Origin of the sequence: Endoryza foliicola (genome assembly GCF_050589245.1) — a bacterium.
Classification (GTDB): Bacteria; Bacteroidota; Bacteroidia; order Chitinophagales; family Chitinophagaceae; genus Endoryza; species Endoryza foliicola.
In genome coordinates, this window is sequence record NZ_JBOBEW010000004.1 from 120,417 (window position 1) to 141,842 (window position 21,426).

19 protein-coding genes are annotated in these 21,426 nt (G+C 41.3%); 14 read left to right on the plus strand and 5 right to left on the minus strand.

The window, feature by feature from the left end; genetic code table 11:
* Nucleotides 1–3: 3 nt before the first annotated feature.
* Nucleotides 4–798 carry a PhzF family phenazine biosynthesis protein gene (locus ACQ2HE_RS10380; RefSeq protein WP_430899783.1) on the plus strand — a complete coding sequence of 265 codons (795 nt, stop codon included), beginning with the start codon at nucleotides 4–6 and terminating at the stop codon, nucleotides 796–798.
* Between the two features lie 2 nt (nucleotides 799–800).
* Nucleotides 801–1,130, plus strand: coding sequence for a hypothetical protein (locus tag ACQ2HE_RS10385; protein WP_430899781.1), 330 nt, complete (start codon nucleotides 801–803; stop codon nucleotides 1,128–1,130).
* Nucleotides 1,131–1,251: 121 nt separating this feature from the next.
* Here the strand turns inward: ACQ2HE_RS10385 and ACQ2HE_RS10390 are convergent, their stop codons facing one another.
* The 4 genes from ACQ2HE_RS10390 to ACQ2HE_RS10405 form a co-directional block, all read right to left on the minus strand.
* Complete coding sequence (locus tag ACQ2HE_RS10390) at nucleotides 1,252–1,647, minus strand: thiol-disulfide oxidoreductase DCC family protein (protein WP_430899779.1); 396 nt, start codon at nucleotides 1,645–1,647, stop codon at nucleotides 1,252–1,254.
* Nucleotides 1,648–1,735: 88 nt separating this feature from the next.
* Nucleotides 1,736–2,458: a YebC/PmpR family DNA-binding transcriptional regulator gene (locus tag ACQ2HE_RS10395; protein WP_430899777.1), complete on the minus strand. Its 723-nt coding sequence runs from the start codon at nucleotides 2,456–2,458 to the stop codon at nucleotides 1,736–1,738.
* Between the two features lie 284 nt (nucleotides 2,459–2,742).
* Nucleotides 2,743–4,050 carry a BNR repeat-containing protein gene (locus ACQ2HE_RS10400; protein WP_430899775.1) on the minus strand — a complete coding sequence of 436 codons (1,308 nt, stop codon included), beginning with the start codon at nucleotides 4,048–4,050 and terminating at the stop codon, nucleotides 2,743–2,745.
* Nucleotides 4,051–4,377: 327 nt separating this feature from the next.
* Nucleotides 4,378–5,964, minus strand: a complete 1,587-nt coding sequence (locus tag ACQ2HE_RS10405) for an amino acid permease (RefSeq protein ID WP_430899773.1) — start codon at nucleotides 5,962–5,964, stop codon at nucleotides 4,378–4,380.
* Nucleotides 5,965–6,131: 167 nt separating this feature from the next.
* On the opposite strand from ACQ2HE_RS10405, the gene ACQ2HE_RS10410 reads away from it, so the two are divergent.
* From ACQ2HE_RS10410 to ACQ2HE_RS10425, 4 genes are read left to right on the plus strand one after another with little or no spacing between them, the layout of a single operon-like run.
* Complete coding sequence (locus tag ACQ2HE_RS10410) at nucleotides 6,132–7,388, plus strand: dicarboxylate/amino acid:cation symporter (RefSeq protein ID WP_430899771.1); 1,257 nt, start codon at nucleotides 6,132–6,134, stop codon at nucleotides 7,386–7,388.
* Between the two features lie 17 nt (nucleotides 7,389–7,405).
* Nucleotides 7,406–8,083 carry a DedA family protein gene (locus ACQ2HE_RS10415; RefSeq protein ID WP_430899769.1) on the plus strand — a complete coding sequence of 226 codons (678 nt, stop codon included), beginning with the start codon at nucleotides 7,406–7,408 and terminating at the stop codon, nucleotides 8,081–8,083.
* A 12-nt stretch (nucleotides 8,084–8,095) separates the two neighbouring features.
* The gene (locus tag ACQ2HE_RS10420) at nucleotides 8,096–9,328 is read left to right on the plus strand and encodes an MFS transporter (protein WP_430899767.1); all 1,233 of its coding nucleotides are present in this window, start codon (nucleotides 8,096–8,098) and stop codon (nucleotides 9,326–9,328) included.
* A gap of 18 nt (nucleotides 9,329–9,346) precedes the next feature.
* Nucleotides 9,347–10,351, plus strand: coding sequence for a glycosyltransferase family 9 protein (locus tag ACQ2HE_RS10425; protein ID WP_430899765.1), 1,005 nt, complete (start codon nucleotides 9,347–9,349; stop codon nucleotides 10,349–10,351).
* Nucleotides 10,352–10,772: 421 nt separating this feature from the next.
* Here the strand turns inward: ACQ2HE_RS10425 and mdh are convergent, their stop codons facing one another.
* Entirely contained in the window at nucleotides 10,773–11,702 is a 930-nt protein-coding gene (mdh, locus tag ACQ2HE_RS10430) for a malate dehydrogenase (RefSeq protein WP_430899763.1), read from the minus strand.
* Between the two features lie 365 nt (nucleotides 11,703–12,067).
* Between mdh and ACQ2HE_RS10435 the strand changes: the two genes are divergently transcribed.
* The 8 genes from ACQ2HE_RS10435 to ACQ2HE_RS10470 all read left to right on the plus strand — a co-directional run bounded on the left by ACQ2HE_RS10435 (nucleotide 12,068) and on the right by ACQ2HE_RS10470 (nucleotide 21,415).
* On the plus strand, nucleotides 12,068–12,583 hold the full coding sequence (locus ACQ2HE_RS10435; RefSeq protein ID WP_430899761.1) for a TlpA family protein disulfide reductase: 516 nt from the start codon (nucleotides 12,068–12,070) through the stop codon (nucleotides 12,581–12,583).
* Between the two features lie 269 nt (nucleotides 12,584–12,852).
* Nucleotides 12,853–13,215, plus strand: a complete 363-nt coding sequence (locus ACQ2HE_RS10440; RefSeq protein WP_430899759.1) for a BlaI/MecI/CopY family transcriptional regulator — start codon at nucleotides 12,853–12,855, stop codon at nucleotides 13,213–13,215.
* 18 nt (nucleotides 13,216–13,233) lie between these two features.
* Nucleotides 13,234–15,279 carry a M56 family metallopeptidase gene (locus ACQ2HE_RS10445; protein ID WP_430899757.1) on the plus strand — a complete coding sequence of 682 codons (2,046 nt, stop codon included), beginning with the start codon at nucleotides 13,234–13,236 and terminating at the stop codon, nucleotides 15,277–15,279.
* A gap of 233 nt (nucleotides 15,280–15,512) precedes the next feature.
* Complete coding sequence (locus ACQ2HE_RS10450; RefSeq protein WP_430899755.1) at nucleotides 15,513–16,358, plus strand: TIR domain-containing protein; 846 nt, start codon at nucleotides 15,513–15,515, stop codon at nucleotides 16,356–16,358.
* Entirely contained in the window at nucleotides 16,355–16,909 is a 555-nt protein-coding gene (locus ACQ2HE_RS10455; RefSeq protein ID WP_430899753.1) for a hypothetical protein, read from the plus strand. The genes ACQ2HE_RS10450 and ACQ2HE_RS10455 overlap by 4 nt, the downstream gene beginning before the upstream one ends.
* 552 nt (nucleotides 16,910–17,461) lie before the next feature.
* The gene (locus ACQ2HE_RS10460) at nucleotides 17,462–17,671 is read left to right on the plus strand and encodes a helix-turn-helix transcriptional regulator (protein ID WP_430899751.1); all 210 of its coding nucleotides are present in this window, start codon (nucleotides 17,462–17,464) and stop codon (nucleotides 17,669–17,671) included.
* 5 nt (nucleotides 17,672–17,676) lie between these two features.
* Nucleotides 17,677–18,948 (plus strand): DNA methyltransferase, encoded by a 1,272-nt coding sequence (locus tag ACQ2HE_RS10465; RefSeq protein WP_430899749.1) that lies wholly within the window; start codon nucleotides 17,677–17,679, stop codon nucleotides 18,946–18,948.
* A 1-nt stretch (nucleotide 18,949) separates the two neighbouring features.
* Complete coding sequence (locus tag ACQ2HE_RS10470; protein WP_430899747.1) at nucleotides 18,950–21,415, plus strand: ATP-binding protein; 2,466 nt, start codon at nucleotides 18,950–18,952, stop codon at nucleotides 21,413–21,415.
* The last annotated feature ends 11 nt before the right edge of the window (nucleotides 21,416–21,426 follow it).

The window sequence follows — 21,426 nt, forward strand, 5'->3', positions numbered from 1 at the left end:
CTCATGAAACTTACGGCTTATCATGTTGATGCATTTACCGATCATGTTTTCGGCGGTAATCCGGCATCTGTTATTCCATTGAAGAAATGGCTTCCCGATGCATTGATGCAAAACATGGCCATGGAACATAACTTGGCAGAAACCGTGTTTTTTGTTCCCTCAGAAAAAAAGGGAATTGATTTTGATATCCGTTGGTTCACCCCTACATTGGAAATCAATTTGTGTGGTCATGCTACCCTAGCTTCAGCTCATGTAATTTTTGAAGAATTGGGTTGGAAGAAAAATAAGATTGTTTTTGATTCGAAGAGTGGTCCATTGGTAGTTAAAAAATCGAAGGGCATTTTGGAAATGGAGTTCCCAAGTTGGAAGCCGGGGCTTTATCACGATTATCCATCACAGTTAGCAGAAGCCTTGGGTGGGGTAGCCATTCAACAGGTTCTAAAATACAGAGAGATCATTGTGGTGCTCGAAAATGAAACCGCTGTGATCAATTGTAAACCGAATTTCGGTTTACTCAAACAAATCGGCACCTTTGTAGTGATTACTGCGCCGGGCGATTCGGTTGATTTTGTATCACGCTTTTTTGCCCCCACCGCCGGCATTGATGAAGATCCGGTAACGGGCTCGGCGCATTCGCAATTGATCCCTTATTGGAGCGAGCGATTGGGAAAATCGAGAATGATTGCCAAACAGCTCAGTGCAAGGGTAGGTGATTTAATTTGCGAACAATTGAATGAGGAGCGTGTTTTGATGTGCGGTACTTGTGTTAGTTATATGAAGGCCACTATAAAAATTTGATCATGTTGACGACGGAAGAAGTTCGATTTATACGTAACTGGGACATCCAGCGAAAAGGAGGAAAAGGATCTTATTTTGGATTGTATCTTTCTGTAGGCACCATTGTAGGAAGCATCGGCGTGTTCTTCCTGATGTCGATGATAAAATTTGGACTGCCTCCACTTCCTATATTAGTAACCATTCCCGCCATCAGTTTCACTCTCACTTTAATTTACTGCATCTATAGTTGGAACAGCAATGAAAAGCGCTGGAAGAAAATTATTAAGCGAGTAGTTGAAGAGGGGAAGAAGGTGAGTGACTTTACTGAGGAGGAGAGGTTTAAGGAAGTTTAGAGTTTTAGGTGATAGGCTTTAGGCTTTGGGCCGTTTGTTTTTAACAGCAGCAACGCGCTTCGTAACTGGAGCTAACTTTGCGACTCCTTTGCGGCCTCTGCGCTCTCTGCGGTGAAAAACTCTAATCAAGAAACCTCGCCTTCAACTCCGGCGTAGGCACCCAACAAGCCTCTTTCTTTCCAAACCATTTATACCGGTTTTTGGCCACCCAATTGTACACTCCATCTCTAATAAATTTCGGTACAATAATAAACGCATAAAGCAAACTCCAAGCTCCACCTAAGTGCTTCAGCATTCGCAAAGCGCCGGTGCTCTTTGTATAGAGCTTACCATCTTCCAATAACATAAAGGAGTTGAACTCGTTCGTGGGCAAGTTAAATTTGCGAAGTGTTTCTTGCCCGTAATTTCCTTGAAGTGATCCGAACAAAAACTGCCCCTTCTTATCGTGTTTGATAATAAACTGTACACTTGAGTTGCACAGGTTGCAGACACTGTCGAAGAGAACAATTTTTTCCATATTTTTTAGCTCTTAGGCTTTAGGTTATTAGGCCTTAGGCTAATTACCTAAAGCCCAAAGCCTAAAGCCTAAAGCCTAATGCCTTTATCTATCCCATATTATGAAACACCTTCTGCACATCATCATCTTGCTCGAGGCGTTCAATGAGTTTACTTACATCTTCCGCTTGTTCGTCGGTTAAAGGAACTGTTGTGGTAGGGATCCATTCCAATTCAGCGCTGATTGGAGTAAGGCTTCTTTCTTCCAATGCTTTTTGCAGGTTACCGAAATCGGTAAAGGCGCAACGCAACACTAAAATGGTTTCACCATTCTCACCACTGCCTTCTCCCAATTCTTCCAAACCAAAATCGATCAATTCCAGTTCTAAATCCTCAGCGTTCAAACCCTCAGGTTTCAATTTGAAAACACCCATTTTTTTGAACTGAAACGATACGCTTCCGCTATTACCCAAGGCACCACCGCCTTTGTTGAAATGACTTTTAACGTTGGCTACGGTACGAACGTGATTGTCGGTAGCAGTTTCCACCAATAAGGCCACTCCGTGAGGTGCATATCCTTCGTAAAGAATCTCCTCATAGTTGTCCATTTCCTTACCCATCGCACGCTTAATGGCCGCTTCTACACGGTCTTTAGGCATGTTTGCACTCTTCGCGTTCTGAAAGCAACGGCGCAGGGCTGCATTGGTAGCGGGATCAGGTCCACCGGCTTTAACGGCAATCGCAATCTCTTTACCAATTCTGGTGAACTGTTTCGCCATGCGGTCCCAGCGGGCGAACATACTGGCTTTACGTACTTCAAAAATCCGTCCCATAGTAACTTGTTTTTGGTTCCTTTTTTAGGGGGTACAAAGGTAAGGAAAGAAAGGAAGAAGAGAAAGAACAAGGGGAGGAACAGGGGGGGGCTAATTAATAATTAATAATTAATAATGAAACAGCGGGAATACAGGAACGAGGATAAGAGGAGACGAGGAACGAGGAAATACAGAGAGAATGCCAGCGCTGCGAAAACGCTGCGATCGCTGCGCCGCTGCGGTAAAAAAAGAACGCTGCGACTTCTTTGCGGCAATTTGCGGACTCCGCGGTGAACCTAACATGTTTATCTTAATTTTACACTCAATACCCCGACAGAAGTTCCTGCCACTAATTTAATCCCCTCATTATCAGCCTGCTCTGTATGCTGCAAAAACAAACTCAATACTCCCTTCTCACTCCACAAGGCCGGATCCAAGCAGGGCTCCCAATAACCTAAGTTCAAATTAGCCAACGAACGCAAGGTCCAATGCTTTGGTTCTTTTAAATTGATGTAAGCCGTCATGGGCTTGTTGCCAAAAGCCTGATCCCGAAAAATGATCCAAACCTGGTAACGATCGTTTCGGGAAATGGCCACCACTTGCGGCCTTGAAATGGGGATTTGCTTGGTGCCCACACCCGATAAACTGAAATCGGTTTTTCGGAAACCTCCCGATATCGTTTTCCAAACTCCACTTACATTGGTCACCAATTGATACTGCGGCACCGAATCCTTTTCGCCCTTCCAATACCCCGCTATGAATACCGCTTGCTTGCTCAAGGCAAACAAAGAAGTTTGATTGATCAATTCCGATTTTTCCGGAATGCGCACTAATAGTTCTGCAGTTTGTTCTTTGATGGGAATTTTATACTGTTGTCCTTTTGATTGCTGCCAATTCAACCCTCCATCAGGCGAGTAAGCATAACAGAGATCGTGGTTGCTCGATACATCGGCCGATTCTCTCCAAACCCAACTTAAATGAACGCCTCCAAATCTGTCTACATTCGCTTGCCAATACGCACTTCTCTTTCCTTCGCCATCGATCAAATTTTTATGAACTGTGGTCCAGCGCTTTTCTTTCAATAAATACCGTTTAAGTACAACCGAACCATTGCCTGAAAATCCATCGCGGTAGAGAAACAAGAGATCGCCTTTAGGTAAGGCATAGAACTCAGGGTAGGTGATGGTTTTCTCCAATACGCCGTCCATCGTATTCAACAATTCCAATTCTAAAGAGAACGGAGCTTTCGATCGGGCATAATGTAGCGGATGACCGTGGTGGTCCCATGATACGTGCAAATATCCCTCGCCGTCTACAATGATGCTGATACTGTTGTGTGCATCGGCTGTATTGGCTTTGTAGCGAGTGGTGGATATCGTCCAGTGTTTACTGTGAATGAAACGTTTTCCTAATTCAAGGTAGCCATTGCTGTTATAATAGGCAATGAATTGGGTGTCTTTGAAGGTATAGAGGGCGTTCTTACGGAAGATGACGGTGTTGATGGAATTGGAGGACCAAGCGGAGGTGCTGACAGTATCTATAGTTTTTTGTGAATAGGTGCATTGAGAATAGAAAAGCAGTCCTATAAATATGATGAAAGTAATAGTTTTCATGAGTGGAAAGATAAGATTTGTGGAAAGAGTTTTGACCACAGATAGCACAGATTTTAAATACAAGATTGACACAGATTAGAGGCTGAGTTTTATGTATTGCTGATAGTATATTATAAAAGTTTAGTCTCTCCGAAAGTGCGGCTTTTTTCACCGCAGCGGCGCAGCGTCCGCAGCGGTAACGCAGCGTTGCTTCCAATTTTCGAAGCGCAATTCTGCTTTTAAACACAAACGGCCCAAAGCCTAATGCCTAAAGCCTAGCACCTAGCACCAAAAACAAAAAACCTCTTCCACCGAAATGAAAGAGGTTTACTTATATTAAAGATTAGCCTAAGCTTCTTCTCCGGCATTCAATTTACTCGCTTTGCGGCTGTACCCAAAGTACACCAACAAACCGATCAACATCCACACCAAAGCAACCGTAAGGGTTTGTTCATCCAAGGCTACAATCATACCGGTACAAACAACCATACCGAGGATCGGAACCAATGGAACCAATGGGGTTTTGAATGGACGAGGAATTTCTGGTGATTTCACGCGCAAGATCCACACACCGGCACTTACCAACACGAAGGCGAATAAGGTACCGAAAGAAGTAAGATCCCCTGCAACACTACCCGGAACGAAAGCAGCAAACAAACCTACAAACACAAACAAGATCCAGTTGGCTTTGTAAGGTGTTTGGTATTTAGGATGCAATTCACCAAATGCTTTTGGAATCAATCCATCGTTACTCATGGTGTAGAAGATACGGCTTTGACCCATCAACATCACCAAGATCACAGAGCTGAAACCTGCAAGGATCGCGAAGGTTACCGCAGTGGCCAACCATTTGTACTTCAACATATAAGTACTGATGGCATACGCAACGGAAGCTTCTTTACCAGCTGTTTTGAATTCAGTGTAGTTGGCTACACCGGTCAATACGTGTCCGAATAAGATATACAGAATGGTACATACTACCAGTGAACCGAGGATACCAATTGGCATGTCGCGTTTTGGATTCTTCGCTTCTTGCGCAGCAGTACTCACCGCATCGAAACCGATGAAGGCGAAGAACACGATGGCAGCACCACCGAGTACACCACCCCAACCATGCTTGAATACACCTTCATGACCAGGCGTTCCCGCAGGAATCATATAAGGCTCGTGGTTCGCAGGGTTGATGTATTGCCATCCCAATACGATGAACAATAATACAATGGAAACCTTGATGATTACAATGATCATGTTCACAATTGCAGACTCTTGTGTACCTCTGATCAATAACAAGGTTAATAATAATAAGATGATCAAGGCAGGTGCATTCACCATACCATGAGAAACTGTTACAAGACTTGTTAAGTTAGCAGGAAGACTTTCAAATTGTTTGTCTGAAAGAACCAAAATTCCATCTTTAACCGACTTCGACAATTCAGGAACCGCAGAAACCAATTGGTTTACGGCGTCACCGCTAGCTTTGTACAAAGATTCAAAAGGAGAGTGGCACCATTCATACGGTATTCGCCCACCCAGTAGATTGTTCAAGTATTCACTCCATGCAATAGAAACCGTAGCGGCGCCCAATGCATATTCCATGATCAAAGCCCAACCAATGATCCAGGCCACCAATTCACCCATGGTAACATAGGAATAAGCATAAGCCGAACCGGCGATGGGAATCATAGAAGCGAATTCCGCATAACAGAGACCTGCAAATGCGCAACCAATAGCTGCTACAATGAAAGAGATGGTAACAGCAGGTCCTGCAGCTTCAGCAGAAGCGGCCGCTGTTCTAACAAACAAACCGGCTCCAATAATGGCTCCGATACCCAATGCAATCAAATTGCCCGCACCCAAAGTGCGTTTCAAGCCTTTTTCCGAATCAGAGGCCTGCGCCAATAGGACTGATAGCGATTTTTTACGCGTTAAACTCATAGCAGTTTATTATGTGATGAAATCTAATTTTAAAGTGTGTAAAATAAAGAAATATTCAAAATAAGCAGGAATTCTTTTATAAGAGGACTAAATTGTTGCCTAATGTTTGAATGTCCCATTTTTTTCGGATTTTGGGCCTTCAATACGCTTGTTAATTAAAGAATTATATGAGAAAAGGGAACCTCTTAACGGTATATATAATTGTTGCAATGATTCTTGGGGTGCTGCTCGGATACATTCTCCATAATAATATGAATCCGGCCGGCTTCAAAGACACTGCCGATAAGTTCAAGTTGCTGACAACCATCTTTTTACGTTTGGTGCAAATGATCATTGCCCCCTTGGTATTCTGTACCTTGGTAGTGGGGATCGCCAAATTAGGAGACATGAAAACGGTGGGTAGAGTAGGCGGGAAAGCCCTCCTATGGTTCGTTTCAGCATCGTTGGTGAGTTTGTTACTGGGTATGGTATTGGTGAACTTTTTCCAACCCGGTGCTGCTATCGATCTCAGCAATGCCGATACTTCGGGTGCCAAAGATTTGATTGGCAAAACCACCGAATTCTCCCTTGTGAAATTTGTGGAACACGTTTTCCCTAAGAGCATATTCGAGGCCATGGCCACCAATGAGATCTTGCAGATCGTGATTTTCAGTATCTTCTTTGGAGTAGCCACAACCGCCATTGGTGAACCGGCCAAACCCGTGATCAAAGCATTGGACGCTGCTTCCCATATCATATTGAAAATGGTGGGCTATGTGATGAATTTCGCACCACTGGGTGTATTCGGTGCCATTACGGCTGTGATCACTGTAAAAGGCTTGGAAGTATTCAAGTTTTACGGAAGCTATCTCTTGTACTTTATTATAGGAATTGCCCTGCTTTGGGTACTGCTATTGGGCGCCGCAACCTTGATCTTAAAAGACCGCGTTCCGCAATTATTGAAACGAATTTCGCAACCTTTATTGATCGCCTTTAGCACTACCAGTAGCGAAGCGGTGTTTCCAAAACTCACCGATGAATTGGTGCGCTTTGGATGTAAAGACAAGATCGTTTCCTTCATTCTTCCCTTGGGTTATTCTTTCAACCTCGATGGAAGCATGATGTATATGACTTTCGCCAGTTTGGCCATTGCGCAGGCTTATGGCATACATTTGGATTTGGGTACTCAATTAACCATGTTATTGGTATTGATGCTCACCAGTAAAGGAATTGCCGGTGTGCCGCGTGCTTCCTTGGTAGTAGTTACAGCTACTTGTGCCATGTTTAAAATACCACCCGAAGGAATTGCGTTGATCTTACCAATCGACCATTTTTGTGATATGTTTAGAACCGCTACCAATGTGGTAGGTAACAGTGTTGCAACAGCAGTAGTAACCAAGTGGGAAGGCGAACTCACTGATCCCATTGCTGAAGCGGTTAAATAGAAACTAGAAAAAAGAAGATGATGTTAACGATTTTGCTGGATTTCCATTGGGGTCAATTATTAAATCCTGAATTCTATATCAATAACGGCGGCCTTTGGCTGTTCCTTTTCATCGTGTTTGCCGAAACAGGCTTGTTCGCAGGCTTCTTCTTACCGGGCGACTCTCTGCTCTTTGTTGCCGGTATTTACAGCGATGATCTAGCCTCTTATATTTACAATACCGGTTACAGCTTTTCCAATTTGATGTTGCTGGTATGTTTAACTTCCCTTGCCGGTATTCTCGGCAACTTCACCGGCTATTGGTTTGGAAGCAAAGTGGGTCCTACTATGTACAGTTGGCGCGATCGGTTTTTATTTAAGAAGAAATACCTCTATCAAGCCGATGAATTCTTTAAAAAGCATGGAGGTGGCGCCATCATTTTCGCGCGTTTTCTTCCCATCGTGCGAACTTTTGCTCCTATTGTAGCAGGGATCGTAAAAATGAACAAAGCAAAATTTACTTATTTCAATATTGTTGGATGCATCGCTTGGGTAGTAACCATGCTCTTTGCCGGTCACTACTTGCAACAATTGTTTTTATCAAAACTGGGTATTGATCTGAAGAAACATCTGGAATTGATCGTGCTCGGAATTGTATTTGTTACAACTGCTCCTGTTATTTATAAAATGGTAACAGGCAAATCAACGAAAGACTAGACGCACTGCCATATGCAACAGAAACACCACTCCATCTTTAACATCGCGGTTATTGTGGCCGCCCTCGGTTATTTTGTAGACATCTATGATCTCTTATTGGTGACCATCGTGAAAAAAGCCAGTATGATGGATGTAGGCGCTACTGCTGAAACTTTGTTAGTAGACAGTGCCAAAGTATTGAACTGGCAGATGTATGGGATGTTGGTAGGCGGTATTTTATGGGGTGTATTGGGTGATAAGAAGGGAAGACTCTCTGTTTTATTCGGATCTATCATTTTATATTCTGTAGCGAATTTTGCAACAGGTTATGTTCAAACCGTAGATCAATATGCTTGGTGCCGATTGATAGCAGGTTTAGGATTGGCCGGTGAATTGGGTGCAGGTATTACATTGGTGAGTGAATTAATGCCGAAAGAAAAGAGAGGCGTTGGTACCTCATTAGTAGCAGGTATTGGCTTGTTTGGCGCGGTGGGCGCTTATTTCACGCATAAGATCACCGGCGACTGGCGTTTGTGTTATAAAATAGGCGGTGGCTTGGGAATCATGCTCCTTTTCTTACGAATCAAAGTAGCAGAGTCAGGAATGTTTGCCAGTGCGAAATCGGCGACTGTTTCTAGAGGGAATTTCTTGATGTTCTTCAACAATGCAAAACGATTTAAGAAATATGTATTGGCCGTTCTTATTGGATTGCCCACTTGGTATGTAATTGGAATTGTGGTGAATCAAAGCGATAAGTTCGCTGAGCATCTCTACGGTTCTAAAACAGTTGATTCAGGCAGAGCCATCATGTTTGCTTATGCGGGTATTGCTTTGGGTGATATTTCTATCGGACTTATCAGTCAATATTTCAAAAGCAGAAAGAAAGCCCTGTTGTTGTTTTATACCATGACGGTTCTATCGCTTGCAGCTTATTTCAGTCCGATCAATAACAGCGACGCTACTTTATATACCATTTCCTTTGCACTTGGTTTTAGCACCGGTTTCTGGGCCATTTTTGTGACGATGGGAGCGGAGCAGTTTGGAACGAATATCAGAGCCACGGCAGCTACTACTATCCCCAATGTGATACGGGGATCATTACCGGGAATCACTTTCTTATTCATCACCCTGTTTCAAAAAGACTGGGGTTGGAACATTGTGAAATCAGGCATTGTAACCGGTATTATTTGTATTCTCGTAACTTTGATCGCATTTTATTTTACTGAAGAAACATTCCATAAAGACTTGAATTATTTGGAAGAATAGTTGGGTCTTTCCAATACCATGAAGATTTTAATAGTTCGTTATTCCTCTATCGGCGATATCGTTCTCACCACTCCGGTGATCCGTTGTGTTAAAAAACAAACGGGCGCTCAAGTGCATTATGTAACCAAGAAAGCGTTCAAAACCATTATTGAGTCAAACCCCTATGTAGACAAGGCTTTCTACATCGACGATGAGAACTACAATTCCATTGTAGAACAACTGCAAATGGAGGCCTACGATTATGTGATCGATCTGCACAACAACGTTCGTACGCTGAAACTAAAGCGATTGCTTAAACGAAAAACGTTTTCTTTCTACAAACTCAATATTCAAAAATGGTTGCTCACGGCGCTTAAGATCAATGTGCTGCCCAAGAAAGTTCATATTGTAGACCGTTATATGGATACTGTGAAATCGTTGGGTGTTAAGAATGATGGTGCGGGATTGGATTATTTCATTCCTGAAAAAGATCAGATCAAAGACAGTGATTTGCCTTTGAGTCATGTGGCCGGATATATTGGTGTAGTCATTGGTGCGGCCCTTGGTACCAAACAATTGCCGGTAGAAAAGATCAAAGCCATTTGTACGGCCATCGATCACCCATTGGTGTTATTAGGAGGCAAAGAAGATGCGGCCAACGGCGAACTCATTGCTGCAATAGATCCCATCAAAATATACAATGCATGTGGCAAGTTCAATTTGAATGAATCGGCCGACTTGGTGCGAAAGTCTAAGTTCATCATCACTCATGATACCGGATTGATGCACATCGCCACTGCTTTCAACAAGCGTGTTGTTTCCATCTGGGGCAATACCGTTCCCGATTTCGGGATGTATCCATACTACGGCGAGCGTTTCTTGCAAACCCGTTCTCAACTCCCTTATGAAATTGTAGAAACCAAGGGGCTTTGGTGCCGCCCTTGTTCGAAGATTGGGTTTAAGACTTGTCCAAGGGGGCATTTTAAGTGTATGAAGAGGATTAGTGTGGAAGAGGTTGTTGCTGCAGTGCAGAGAGTGTGGTGAAGCGAAAGGCGTTGATCTTTAGATATAAGGGTATGAGGCCTTAGGCTTTAGGCTTTGGGCCGTTCTTGGTTGAAGGCGGAAACCCACTCCGTGAGAGGAAGTAGCGCTGCGAAAACGCTGCGATCGCTGCGCCGCCGCGGTAAAAAAGAAATTAATAATTAATAATGAAACAGCCGGCAGTCAGGTTGATTGATTATCGGAGGCTAATCTGTGAGAATCTGAAATAATCGGTGTATTCTGTGGTCAAAAAAGGAAATTTGACAAAGCATCTCTTTGTGTACCTTTTCTCTCTTCTCTAAACTTTGCGAATTCCAAGCAGCGAAGCTGCGCAAAACTCAATAACTTAAAACTCACAACTATAATAAACAAAGAAGGATGAACATCACTGCCCATCCTTCTCCACAACTATATCTTTCAAAAATTACAATGTCTTCAACACATCGTTCATGCTTCTTACAGCAGCTGCGCTCTTGTCGAACAAAGCTTGCTCATCAGCATTCAATTTGAAATCGAGGATTTTTTCCCATCCATTCTTACCAATTACTACAGGCACACCCAAGCAAATATCTTTCTGACCATACTCACCATCCAGTGCCACGCAGCAAGTAAACAATTTCTTCTCATCGCGCACGATGCTTTCCACCAATGCAGCACCAGCCGCACCCGGAGCATACCATGCAGAAGTACCGATCAAGGCAGTCAAAGTAGCACCACCCACCATGGTATCTTTCACAATTTTCTCTTGTTGCTCAGCGCTCAAGAAATTGGTAACAGGCGTACTGTTCCAAGTAGCGTGACGGATCAAAGGAATCATGGTAGTATCACCGTGACCACCCACAACCACTGCATTCAAATCGGAAGGGCTGCAACCGAGGTGTTGACTCAATTGATATTTGAAACGAGCACTGTCCAAAGTACCACCCATACCAATGATTCTGTTCTTTGGCAAACCGGTAGACTGCAATGCCAAATAGGTCATTGTATCCATTGGGTTTGAGATCACGATGATGATGGTGTTGGGAGAATATTTTAAGATGTTTTCAGCTACGCTTTTAACGATGCCTGCGTTCACACCGATCAATTCTTCACGAGTCATACCCGGTTTACGAGGCAAACCTGAAGTAATTACTACCACATCACTGCCGGCAGTTTTAGAGTAATCGTTGGTGCTACCGGTGATCTTTGTGTCGAAACCTAAAAGGGTAGCGGTCTGCATCATGTCTTGAGCTTTACCTTCGGCAACGCCTTCCTTGATGTCTAACAGTACGAGTTCAGTTGCCAATTCTTTGCGGGCAATATTGTCGGCACAGGTAGCTCCTACAGCACCGGCACCTACTACAGTAACTTTCATTGAGGAATGATTTATGATGTGAAATATTAATAGCGCAGCAAAATTAGTGAAATCGGGAGGATTTCCTATGCGAAAATCTTCTTAAGGTTGGCTAATGGTAAGTAGGGGGTAGATGGGGTTTTGAATGAAGGGTGTTAGGCTTTGGGCTTTAGGCTTTGGGCCGTTTGTGGTTGGATACAGAAACGTGCTCCGAGAATGGAAGTAACGCTGCGTTACCGCTGCGGGGTTCCTGAGCGAACCGAAGGTTCAGTCGAAGGACGCTGCGCCGCTGCGGTTAAAAACCCAAATTTTCGGTGTATTTTTTGTTAAATACCCTCTAAAAGCCGCTAAACCCTAGTAGCTTTACACACTCAAAATTGACCACTATGAAGGGAATGAAAGTACTATTGTTTGTATTGTTGACCGGTATGACTGCCTTTGCGCAAAACAAACCCGCTGTAAACCCCAACGATCCGCCCTACAAACGTTTTCCTTCCCTACCGCCGATTGATCTCCTTCGAGTAGATAGCTCGCACATCACCAAAGATGGCTTGAAAAAGCAGCCGACTATCATCATGTATTTCAGTCCCTCCTGCGACCATTGCAACCACCAAATGCAGGACATGCTAAAGCAAATCGATAAGATCAAGAAATTCCAATGGGTATTGGCTACTTACCAACCGATGCCTGAATTGCAAGATTTCATCAAGAAATACCAACTCACGAAGTATTCCTTTATTCAACTAGGAAGAGATGTAAAATTCACCTTGCCGGTATTTTATGGAATTCAAAACCTGCCTCACTTCGCTTTGTATGATAAGAAGTGGACACTTATCAAAACATTTGATGGAAATATCGCGATTGATAAGTTGGTGAAAATGATGAATAAGGAATTGAATTAATTGTAAGCCGTAGGCTTCGTCGTTGCGCACCTTTGCGGTAGAGGGAAAACCCTGAATATTTAGAGTCTCTTTTTACCGCAGCGGCGCAGCGATCGCAGCGGTAACGCAGCGCTACTTCCTCTCTCGGAGCGGATCTATCGTATTAACCACAAACGGCCCAAAGCCTAAAGCCTAACGCCTAAAGCCCAACACCCAACGCCCAACGCCTCAAAAAAAAATAAATTTTGCTCTTTACGAATTTTCCGTAGCTTTACGAAAACTTCGTAGATATGCTGGAGAAATTAACCGTTCAAGAAGAAGAGGCCTTACTAGCAGTATATGCAAGTGGTGAAGGAAGCGTGAAAAGCTTTTTGGAGCATTTGAAAGAAGCCGTGCCCTATACCACCCTAGCCTCCACCATCAAGAACCTGGAAAAGAAAGGCTACCTCAGCAGCAAAGCCGTGGGCAATACCTATTGGTACAAGCCTACCCTGAATGAGGAAGAGTTTAAGAAGCAGTACATGAACAGTGTGGTGAAGAACTACTTTGACAACTCTTACAAAGAACTCGTGAACTTTTTCGTGGAGCAGAAGAAATTAAGTCCTGCCGAATTGAAAGAGATCATTGATATGATTGAAAACGGTCATTCTTAAACCTAAATCCTTGCAATCATGAGTTTCCTGTTTGCATACATCATCAAATTATCGATCAGTTTAGCAGTGGTGTTCCTGTTTTACTGGTTCTTATTGCGCCGACTCACCTTCCACCAATGGAATCGTTGGTACCTCTTGCTGTATTCGGCATTGAGCTTTGCTTTTGCGAGCATTGATATCAGTCCGCTTTTAAAACAGCACGAAGAAGGCTATGGCGCCGTACAAACCTATATCCCTTCACTCGCCGAAAATCAGGTGATCCAATACGCGGTATCGCACGACTGGACATGGAAAGAAGCCGTGATAGTATTCATTGGCATGGGTATCACCATCATGTTCATGCGCTTATTGGTGCAACAGATATCTATTTACCGGTTGCGTAGGAAAAGTACTTTGATATCGGGAGAGGGTGTGCGTTTGTATCAGGTAGAAGCGCCGATCATGCCCTTCAGTTATGGCAATTCCATTTTCGTGAACCAGCACCAGCATGGTGAGGAGGAATTGAAAGAAATTATTAGACATGAGTTCATACACGTGAAGCAGCGTCATACCATCGACATGTTGGTAGCGGAATGGATCTGTATTTTGAATTGGTATAATCCCTTTGCGTGGATGATCAAGGCGGCTATTCGTCAGAACTTGGAATACATTGCCGATCAGTATGTGTTGAATCAGGGCATTGATAAAAAGACCTATCAATATTTGTTATTAAAAGTAATTGGAGTATCACAATTTAGTATAGCCACTAAATTCAATTTTGCGTCATTAAAAAAACGTATAGCCATGATGAACAAAATGAGAAGTGCGAAGATGCACTTGGTAAAATTTCTCTTTATTGTACCCTTAGCCGGGGTACTGTTGGTGGCCTTCCGCTCGGCCCAAGCATCGGAAGCGCAGCAACCAACGCTAACCTTGAACAACACCGACACGGTGCCCAAACCAGGCACTGCCACTGCCAAGCCCAAAGCCAAGGGTTGGAAGCAGATTAAGGTAATGAACGACAAGGCCGTGGTAGAAAAAGAAGACGGCACTAAGGAAGAATACGACCTCAGTGATCCAAAGCAGGAAAAGGATTTTCAAGACAAGTACGGCAAGATTCCTACGCCGCCTCCACCGCCCCCACCGGGAGCGAGATCGGGCCAGACCGCCCCTGTGCCACCGGTACCGCCAACCCCACCGGGAGCAGCAGCACCTGCACCACCACCTCCGCCCCCTCCAACTGCCAAACCCAACAGTAAGGGGTATATTATTAGTGTGGCCGACAATGACGGTGAATGTGTGGTGATCATTAAAGACAAGAATCGCAAGATCGTGCAATCGATGTTGCTAAATGACTGGGACAAGAACAAGGCGGCCAATGTAGCGAAGTATGGTGAATTGCCACCACCGCCACCGCCCATTCCTGCGATTGCACCGGTACCTCCTGTCGATGCCACTATCATTATTGCGCCCACACCGGCCCAGTATGAGAAAGCGGCATTGAATCCGGTGGAGCACAAGATCAGTGTAACCGGTACAAGCGTTGCCGTACCTAAGTCTGCAATAAGAATAAAGGGGACTGATGATCCCATTATTTATGTAGACGGGAAGATGATGCACGATGATTTTGATGTGAACTCGATATCGCCCAATGATATCAGTTCTATTAATGTATTGAAGGATGCGAGTGCGGAAAGATTCAATGAGAAAACGGGTCGACCTGTTATTCAAGTGTACACCAAAGCCGGTACCAGCGCAACGGGTAGCACTGAGTCAGGCAAAAACACCACTTCAGGTTCGGTTACGGTGAGCGATCGCACCGGAAGCAAGAGCAACTTTACGACTACCGGCGACGGGAAATCGGATGGCAACACCGTTACCATTAAATCAGGTAAGTCCAATATCACCGATCAATTCCACGGCTATTACATCATCAACGGCAAGGAAATGACGGAGCAGGAAGCCAAGTTGCAAGAAATCAACCCCAACGACATCAAATCCATCACCGTTTGGAAAGGCGAAAATGCCATCAAAAAATTCGGCGACAAGGGCAAGAACGGCGTGATTGAGATTGAGCTGAAATAGAAGAATTTTTGAATATATGGGAAAGCACTACTGCGAAAGCGGTAGTGCTTTTTTTGTTGGAAAATTAGTATATTCGTTAGGTTTAAGGTAGATTCTACATATAGTTGGTATCTCAAGTATGATACTTACTGTTTATAATACTACCTAATAAATGATATAGAAATTTTAGAATAGTATCAAGACTTTTAATGTTGCCAGCAACAGTATGAAGCCCAACTTTTCAAATCAATATAATGACCGACTCAAGACTTAAAAGAATCTTTCTCTCTTATTCTTATCACGACAAATCCCAAGCAGAGAAAATTGCAAAGAGGTTAATGAATACTGGCTTCGAAGTGGTTTCGGACTACTCTAATCTGTCATCGGACAGATACATGTTTGACGAAATAAAATATTTATTTCAGTCAAGTGATTTTGTTCTTATACTTCTCTCAAAATCACTTTTTGAGTCATCCAACTTTAGATTAGAATACTCAAGAGATTTTTTTTATCAAACAAGACAAAGAAAAGTAACAATTATTCCCGTTTTAATAGAGAAGTGTGATATACCAAGTGACCTTATTGAATTCGAAATATTTAGTCTGACTAATGACTTTGAAAAGGGGTTTGATCGGCTTCTTAAGAGAATCAAAGCAATTCCTGAAATATCTTTTGACAACTTCAGTGCGACGCGGTTTGAAGAATTAGTTTTCGATTTGTTGAAAGCCTACGGCTTTATAAATATTCAACGCGAACAAACAATTAATGATAAAGGCGTTGACTTTATTGCCGAATTTCTTTCCAGAAGTCCCTTTGGACTAAAAACGAAAGAAGTTTGGATGATAGAAACTAAGTTCTACTCCGAATCAAGGTTTGATATAAAAGCAATAAAGCAAATAGTAGAGTTGTATAAACATAAAAACAAAGAAGGTGCGAAAGTTCTTTTAGTAACTAATAGCCAGTTTACGTCTGTTGTTGAAGAGTATCTCGAAGACTTAAAGCGGTCCGACATTATTGAGATAGATTTAATTGATGGACTACTTTTAAAAAAGCTAATTGCAAAAAGGAGCAGATTGCTAAATAAATATTTTCTTAAATGAACGAGGTAAACGATTTTATTCAGAGATTGGATGCCTGTCCTTTAGGAAGAACAGGTTGGAGCCAATTTGAAGACCTTTGTACGGAAATTTTGGAATTTCTTTTCGTTCCTCCATTGAGCCAGTCACAAAGACAGGGAAGAACATATTCGGGAGTAAGTCGTCGAGATTCTATTTTACCAAATAGGAACGTGACGGCAACTAATGACGCAACTGCAAAAAATTGGCATCATCTGTTTCTTGAGCTAAATGCAAGAATGATACTTTTTGAGTTCAAGAATTACGATAATTCTGAAATTGGACATGATGAAGTAAATCAAACAAGGAATTATATGACGGCACCTATGGGAAGGCTTGCAATAATGATTTGCAGTAAAGAGCCAGTAGAATCAGCCCATAGACAGAGGAATACAGTTTTTACGCAAGATCAAAAAGTAATTTTGTTTCTAACAAAAGAACAATTGAAGGAAATGCTTGCGATGAAAGAGCGAGGTGAACAACCTTCAGACTTAATATTAGACCTGTTGGAAAGATTTTATATACAGCACGAATGAAAATAGCTTTGAGAAAGGTATTAGGAAACATTAGTATTTTCATTGCAAAGCATTGCAACTTCACCTATTTGATAGCATCAGCAGTAGTTCAGGAGCGATGTTCAATCTTGAGCTTTAGTTCTTAAAATTAAAAATTTGTTTTCAAGTGGACGTTTGTACTGGGCTGTATAATCTATGAAATCCCAGTTTAAGCGAATTTTTGAACGTTACAGGCAAGCTTAAATAATTAATGCAATTCGGACAGTGACGAAAAATAGTGGAGACTTTGCAGTCTGGCAGCTAAGTGGACTTTAAAGGAAAGATCTTTAACTACTCTACACAGATCAAAGAGTCGAAACTCTCTACCGATGCGAATGTTTTCTGATTTATCCCCTACAGCTGATTTATAGAATAAATTTAAACAATCAGAAGTGGAAGATTTATACTAGCCTTTCAAAGCCAGTCCAAAAACTCATGCTCGCAAAGGTTCTTAATTTGCTGACTTATTATAAAGATCAATGAATGATAATTCGTCCGTAAAAGTAGATATATTTGCATTAAACGCTAATTGATATGAGCAGGAAAGCAATTAACAGACTGAAAGCTGTTTTAGCGGAGCAAGGAAAGACAAATAAGTGGCTTGCTGAAAAGCTTTGCAAAAACGAAACAACTATTTCCCGTTGGTGTACAAATGAGGTACAACCCTCAATGGACACTTTTGTCGATATAGCCAAACTGCTTAACATAGATGTAAAAGAACTTATTAATTCTACTAAAAGATAAGTAGCATGCAGAATCAAATTCAAAACATAGCATTTGATAAAGTACCTGTTAATCCAGACTGGTGTTTTAAAAATGTACGTTCAGTTGAACAATGGACACATGGCTACCACAGGTATCCTGCAAAATTTCTTCCAAACTTGGTCAAAAAGCTAATAGAAGAATATACAAAAGAAAATGATTTGGTGGCGGATTTGTTTGCGGGATGTGGTACTACACTTGTAGAAGCAAAGGTTCAGGGCAGGAAGTCAATTGGTGTTGATATAAATCCTGTTGCAGAACTTATTACTAAAGCGAAAACAAATCCCATTGAGCCCGATAGATTGCAAAGACGGTTTGATTTAATAATTGAGAGTTTCGATTCTTTCAGGCTAAATGATTATACAGATATAGCCGTGCATGAGCGAATTGACTATTGGTTTACAAAAGAACATAAAGCGAGAATTGCATTTCTGTATGATAAAATACTTGCAACACGAGACAAAGCCGTAAAAGACTTTTTACTGGTATCGCTATCACATATTTTAAAAAATTGCTCCAAATGGTTGCAATCAAGTACTAAACCTCAGATTGACCCGAAAAAAAAGCCGACTGATCCTTTCATGGCATTTCAGACTCATGCCAAGCAAATGATGAAAAAGAACGCTGAGTTCCATAAGCAACTTTCTGAAAGCAATTACTTGAAAACAAAGTGTGAAATTCGATTGGAAGATGCTAGAAAAACTTCTATTCGTGCGAATTCAGTTGGAGCGATAATTACTTCGCCCCCTTATGTTACTTCTTATGAATATGCCGACATTCACCAACTCACCGCATATTGGTACGAATACATAACAGACCTTCCGGGCTTTAGAAAAAAATTTATTGGTACATTTTATTCTTTGAATCAAGAAATATTTTGCGATTCATTAATTGGACAGGAAACAATTAACAGTCTTTTAAAAAAGGACAAGCGAACAGCAAAAGAAGTTGCTAACTACTTTCAAGATATGCAATCAGTGGCTAAAGAAATGCACCGGATTTTAAAAAAGAACGGTTATGTTTGCTTGGTAATAGGCAACACAACATTTAAAAACGTAAAAGTAAAATCCGCTGAAGTATTTGCCGAAACACTAACCCTACTAGGGTTTGAGTTAGTTGAAATTATTAAAAGAAGTATTCCCTATAAACTTATCCCTACCATTCGGGATAGAAAGTCTGGTAGATTCTCTAAATTGAAAAATAAAGATAGCAAGCTGGTGTACCCAGAAGAATACATTTTAATCGCAAAAAAGAAATGAAATGACATCTTTAGATAATTTAGGTAATGTAATTGACCGCATACCTGTTGAAATAAGCTATAAAATCATCGAGCTCTTTTCGGCAGGACTTTATTCAAGTCCAAATAAAGCTTTTGAAGAATTGGTAAGTAATTCTTATGATGCAGGAGCTACGAGAGTCTGTGTATATGTGCCGCTTGATAAAACTCTGTCTGATTCCATTTTATGGGTTGCTGATAATGGTACATCAATGGATAAAGAAGGATTAAAACAATTTTGGAAAATCGGTTCATCAAATAAGAGGAAGTCTGAAAATCAAGAACGTCTTCCTATCGGGAAATTTGGAATTGGTAAACTTGCAACATATATATTAACCAATAAGCTAACATTAATTTGTAAAGCTGCGGATAGTAAATACTATGCAGTAACCATGAATTATTCCACCATCAACAAAGATTCGACAGAGACTATATCACTGGATGAAAAAGAATTAAAACTCGATGAAGTTAAATCACTATTAACCCCATTAGTAAAAAAGGGAAACCAAGACTTGCTAACATTTAAGCTTTGGGGAGACAACTGTGAAGAAACCTGGACTTTTGCAATTCTTTCTGACTTAAAAGCTAAAGCATCAGAGATAAAGGAAGGTAGATTGAAATGGATTCTGAGCACAGCATTACCACTTAATCCAAACTTTAACTTGAGTTTTAACGGTTCATCAATTCAATCAAGTAAAGAAAATATTACTCCATGGAAAACATGGGTGTTTGGCGAAGATGATCATGTTGCAAAAAATTCAAAGTATAATTATGAAGTTGGCGAATATAAGGATAAGCCTTGTGTTCACTTGCCTAATCTTAAAAATGTTGTTGGAAAAATTGACCTATACAGAGATTCTCTGCTTACTGGAAAATCTGAAGAACTAGGTAGAAGTAATGGAATCTTCCTTACAGTAAGAGACCGCCTAATTAATATTGACGACCCGTTAATCGGGATGGAAGCTCTTTCACATGGCGTGTTCAATCGTGTAAGAATTTCGGTTAATGCAGATGAGCTAGACGAATACATAACTTCCACAAGGGAGTCTATTAAATCTTCATCAGCATTAGAGGATTTGAGGGAATACATTAAAAGAAAATTTAGCCACACAAAGGACTGGTATTTTGCTACCGTTGAAGCAGAAGAGAAACAAAACAGAGCATCACATAAAATTGCTTATGCCTCTGCAAGCCTTTCAAGGAGGCCACTCATAGTTGCTGCCAAAAAATTTCTTGAAGGTGAATTAGGTGATTTGGTATTAACAGAAATACCGAATAATCTAACAGTACAGCAAAAGTTAGATTTAGTTGCAAAGCTTGAATCTGATTTAACCACAGATAGTGGTATAATACAGAAAGTTGAATGGGTTACATTAACTCCAGAAGAACCGATTGCTAAATTAGACTTAGTGAATGGTTTTGCTAAAATCAATATGATGCATCCATTCTTTGCTAACTTCCTTGACGAAGTGAAATCACTTTTGCCTTTTCAATTAATTGCTCTAACAGAAATTCTAACTGAGTGCTTTTTACTTGATAGCGGAATAAGTCAGGATGAGGTACGAGATATTATGTTTAAGCGCGATGCTATTTTGCGTGAATTAACTTTTAGTGACAAACCCAATGCACCATTTGTAGCTTCATTATTATATGCAACGCTCGGTGATTCTTCTGGTTTGGAGAAGTCCGTAGGACAAGCATTTAATTCTTTAGGATTTGAATGTACGCCCATAGGTGGAAAAGGAACTCCCGATGGCAAAGCGGTAGCATATCTTGGACCATTGAACTCAGCTGATAATTATTCCTTAACATATGATGCAAAGAGTACCTCAAAAGATAGAATAAAAGCTACTACGGCTCATATTTCAGGAGTTGCCAGACATAGGGATGACTATAAGGCAAATTATGCTTGTGTTGTAGCAATAGACTATGAAGGTGCTAACGACTCTGAATCAGCTGTAAACAAGGAAGCTAAAAAGAATAAAATAAATCTTATCAAAGCAAGCGACTTGGCGCTTTTGGTTTTATTGTCCAGTCCTAAACAAGTTGGCTTAAAAGAGCTAAAAGATTTTTTTGAAAACAATCACACTGTTATTGAAACAACAAGGTGGATTGAAAATTTACAATCAAAACAAGTAACTAGAGGCCCAATCAAAGAATTGCTACAAGAAGCCTTTAGTTATATTAAATCTGATACTGAGCAACCTAGTTTATATGCCTTAAGGGAAAGAAATAAAGAGCTAAAAAGGCATAGTGTAGAGAGCTTAAAAACATTGATTCAAAGCATAGAACGACTTGTTCCAAATTATATCAGCATATCGCATGACTATATTGTTAGTCTAAATGTACCTCCTGAAAGAATACTAAATGCAATCAATCAAACATTTGCAACTGATGTGCCTGTTGAGTTTCGAGATATGTATATAAATGCCTTTTCGTCAGGTAGATAGTATTGTCGTTA

Bases quoted from the DNA above. Each gene is read 5' to 3' on its own strand.
- ACQ2HE_RS10395 (WP_430899777.1), bottom strand. From the start codon at position 2,458: ATGGGACGGATTTTTGAAGTACGTAAAGCCAGTATGTTCGCCCGCTGG.
- ACQ2HE_RS10405 (WP_430899773.1), bottom strand. From the start codon at position 5,964: ATGAGTTTAACGCGTAAAAAATCGCTATCAGTCCTATTGGCGCAGGCC.
- ACQ2HE_RS10435 (WP_430899761.1), top strand. From the start codon at position 12,068: ATGAAGGGAATGAAAGTACTATTGTTTGTATTGTTGACCGGTATGACT.
- ACQ2HE_RS10400 (WP_430899775.1), bottom strand. From the start codon at position 4,050: ATGAAAACTATTACTTTCATCATATTTATAGGACTGCTTTTCTATTCT.
- ACQ2HE_RS10470 (WP_430899747.1), top strand. From the start codon at position 18,950: ATGACATCTTTAGATAATTTAGGTAATGTAATTGACCGCATACCTGTT.
- ACQ2HE_RS10380 (WP_430899783.1), top strand. From the start codon at position 4: ATGAAACTTACGGCTTATCATGTTGATGCATTTACCGATCATGTTTTC.
- mdh (WP_430899763.1), bottom strand. From the start codon at position 11,702: ATGAAAGTTACTGTAGTAGGTGCCGGTGCTGTAGGAGCTACCTGTGCC.
- ACQ2HE_RS10455 (WP_430899753.1), top strand. From the start codon at position 16,355: ATGAACGAGGTAAACGATTTTATTCAGAGATTGGATGCCTGTCCTTTA.
- ACQ2HE_RS10420 (WP_430899767.1), top strand. From the start codon at position 8,096: ATGCAACAGAAACACCACTCCATCTTTAACATCGCGGTTATTGTGGCC.
- ACQ2HE_RS10460 (WP_430899751.1), top strand. From the start codon at position 17,462: ATGAGCAGGAAAGCAATTAACAGACTGAAAGCTGTTTTAGCGGAGCAA.
- ACQ2HE_RS10440 (WP_430899759.1), top strand. From the start codon at position 12,853: ATGCTGGAGAAATTAACCGTTCAAGAAGAAGAGGCCTTACTAGCAGTA.
- ACQ2HE_RS10385 (WP_430899781.1), top strand. From the start codon at position 801: ATGTTGACGACGGAAGAAGTTCGATTTATACGTAACTGGGACATCCAG.
- ACQ2HE_RS10425 (WP_430899765.1), top strand. From the start codon at position 9,347: ATGAAGATTTTAATAGTTCGTTATTCCTCTATCGGCGATATCGTTCTC.
- ACQ2HE_RS10415 (WP_430899769.1), top strand. From the start codon at position 7,406: ATGATGTTAACGATTTTGCTGGATTTCCATTGGGGTCAATTATTAAAT.
- ACQ2HE_RS10390 (WP_430899779.1), bottom strand. From the start codon at position 1,647: ATGGAAAAAATTGTTCTCTTCGACAGTGTCTGCAACCTGTGCAACTCA.
- ACQ2HE_RS10445 (WP_430899757.1), top strand. From the start codon at position 13,234: ATGAGTTTCCTGTTTGCATACATCATCAAATTATCGATCAGTTTAGCA.
- ACQ2HE_RS10465 (WP_430899749.1), top strand. From the start codon at position 17,677: ATGCAGAATCAAATTCAAAACATAGCATTTGATAAAGTACCTGTTAAT.
- ACQ2HE_RS10450 (WP_430899755.1), top strand. From the start codon at position 15,513: ATGACCGACTCAAGACTTAAAAGAATCTTTCTCTCTTATTCTTATCAC.
- ACQ2HE_RS10410 (WP_430899771.1), top strand. From the start codon at position 6,132: ATGAGAAAAGGGAACCTCTTAACGGTATATATAATTGTTGCAATGATT.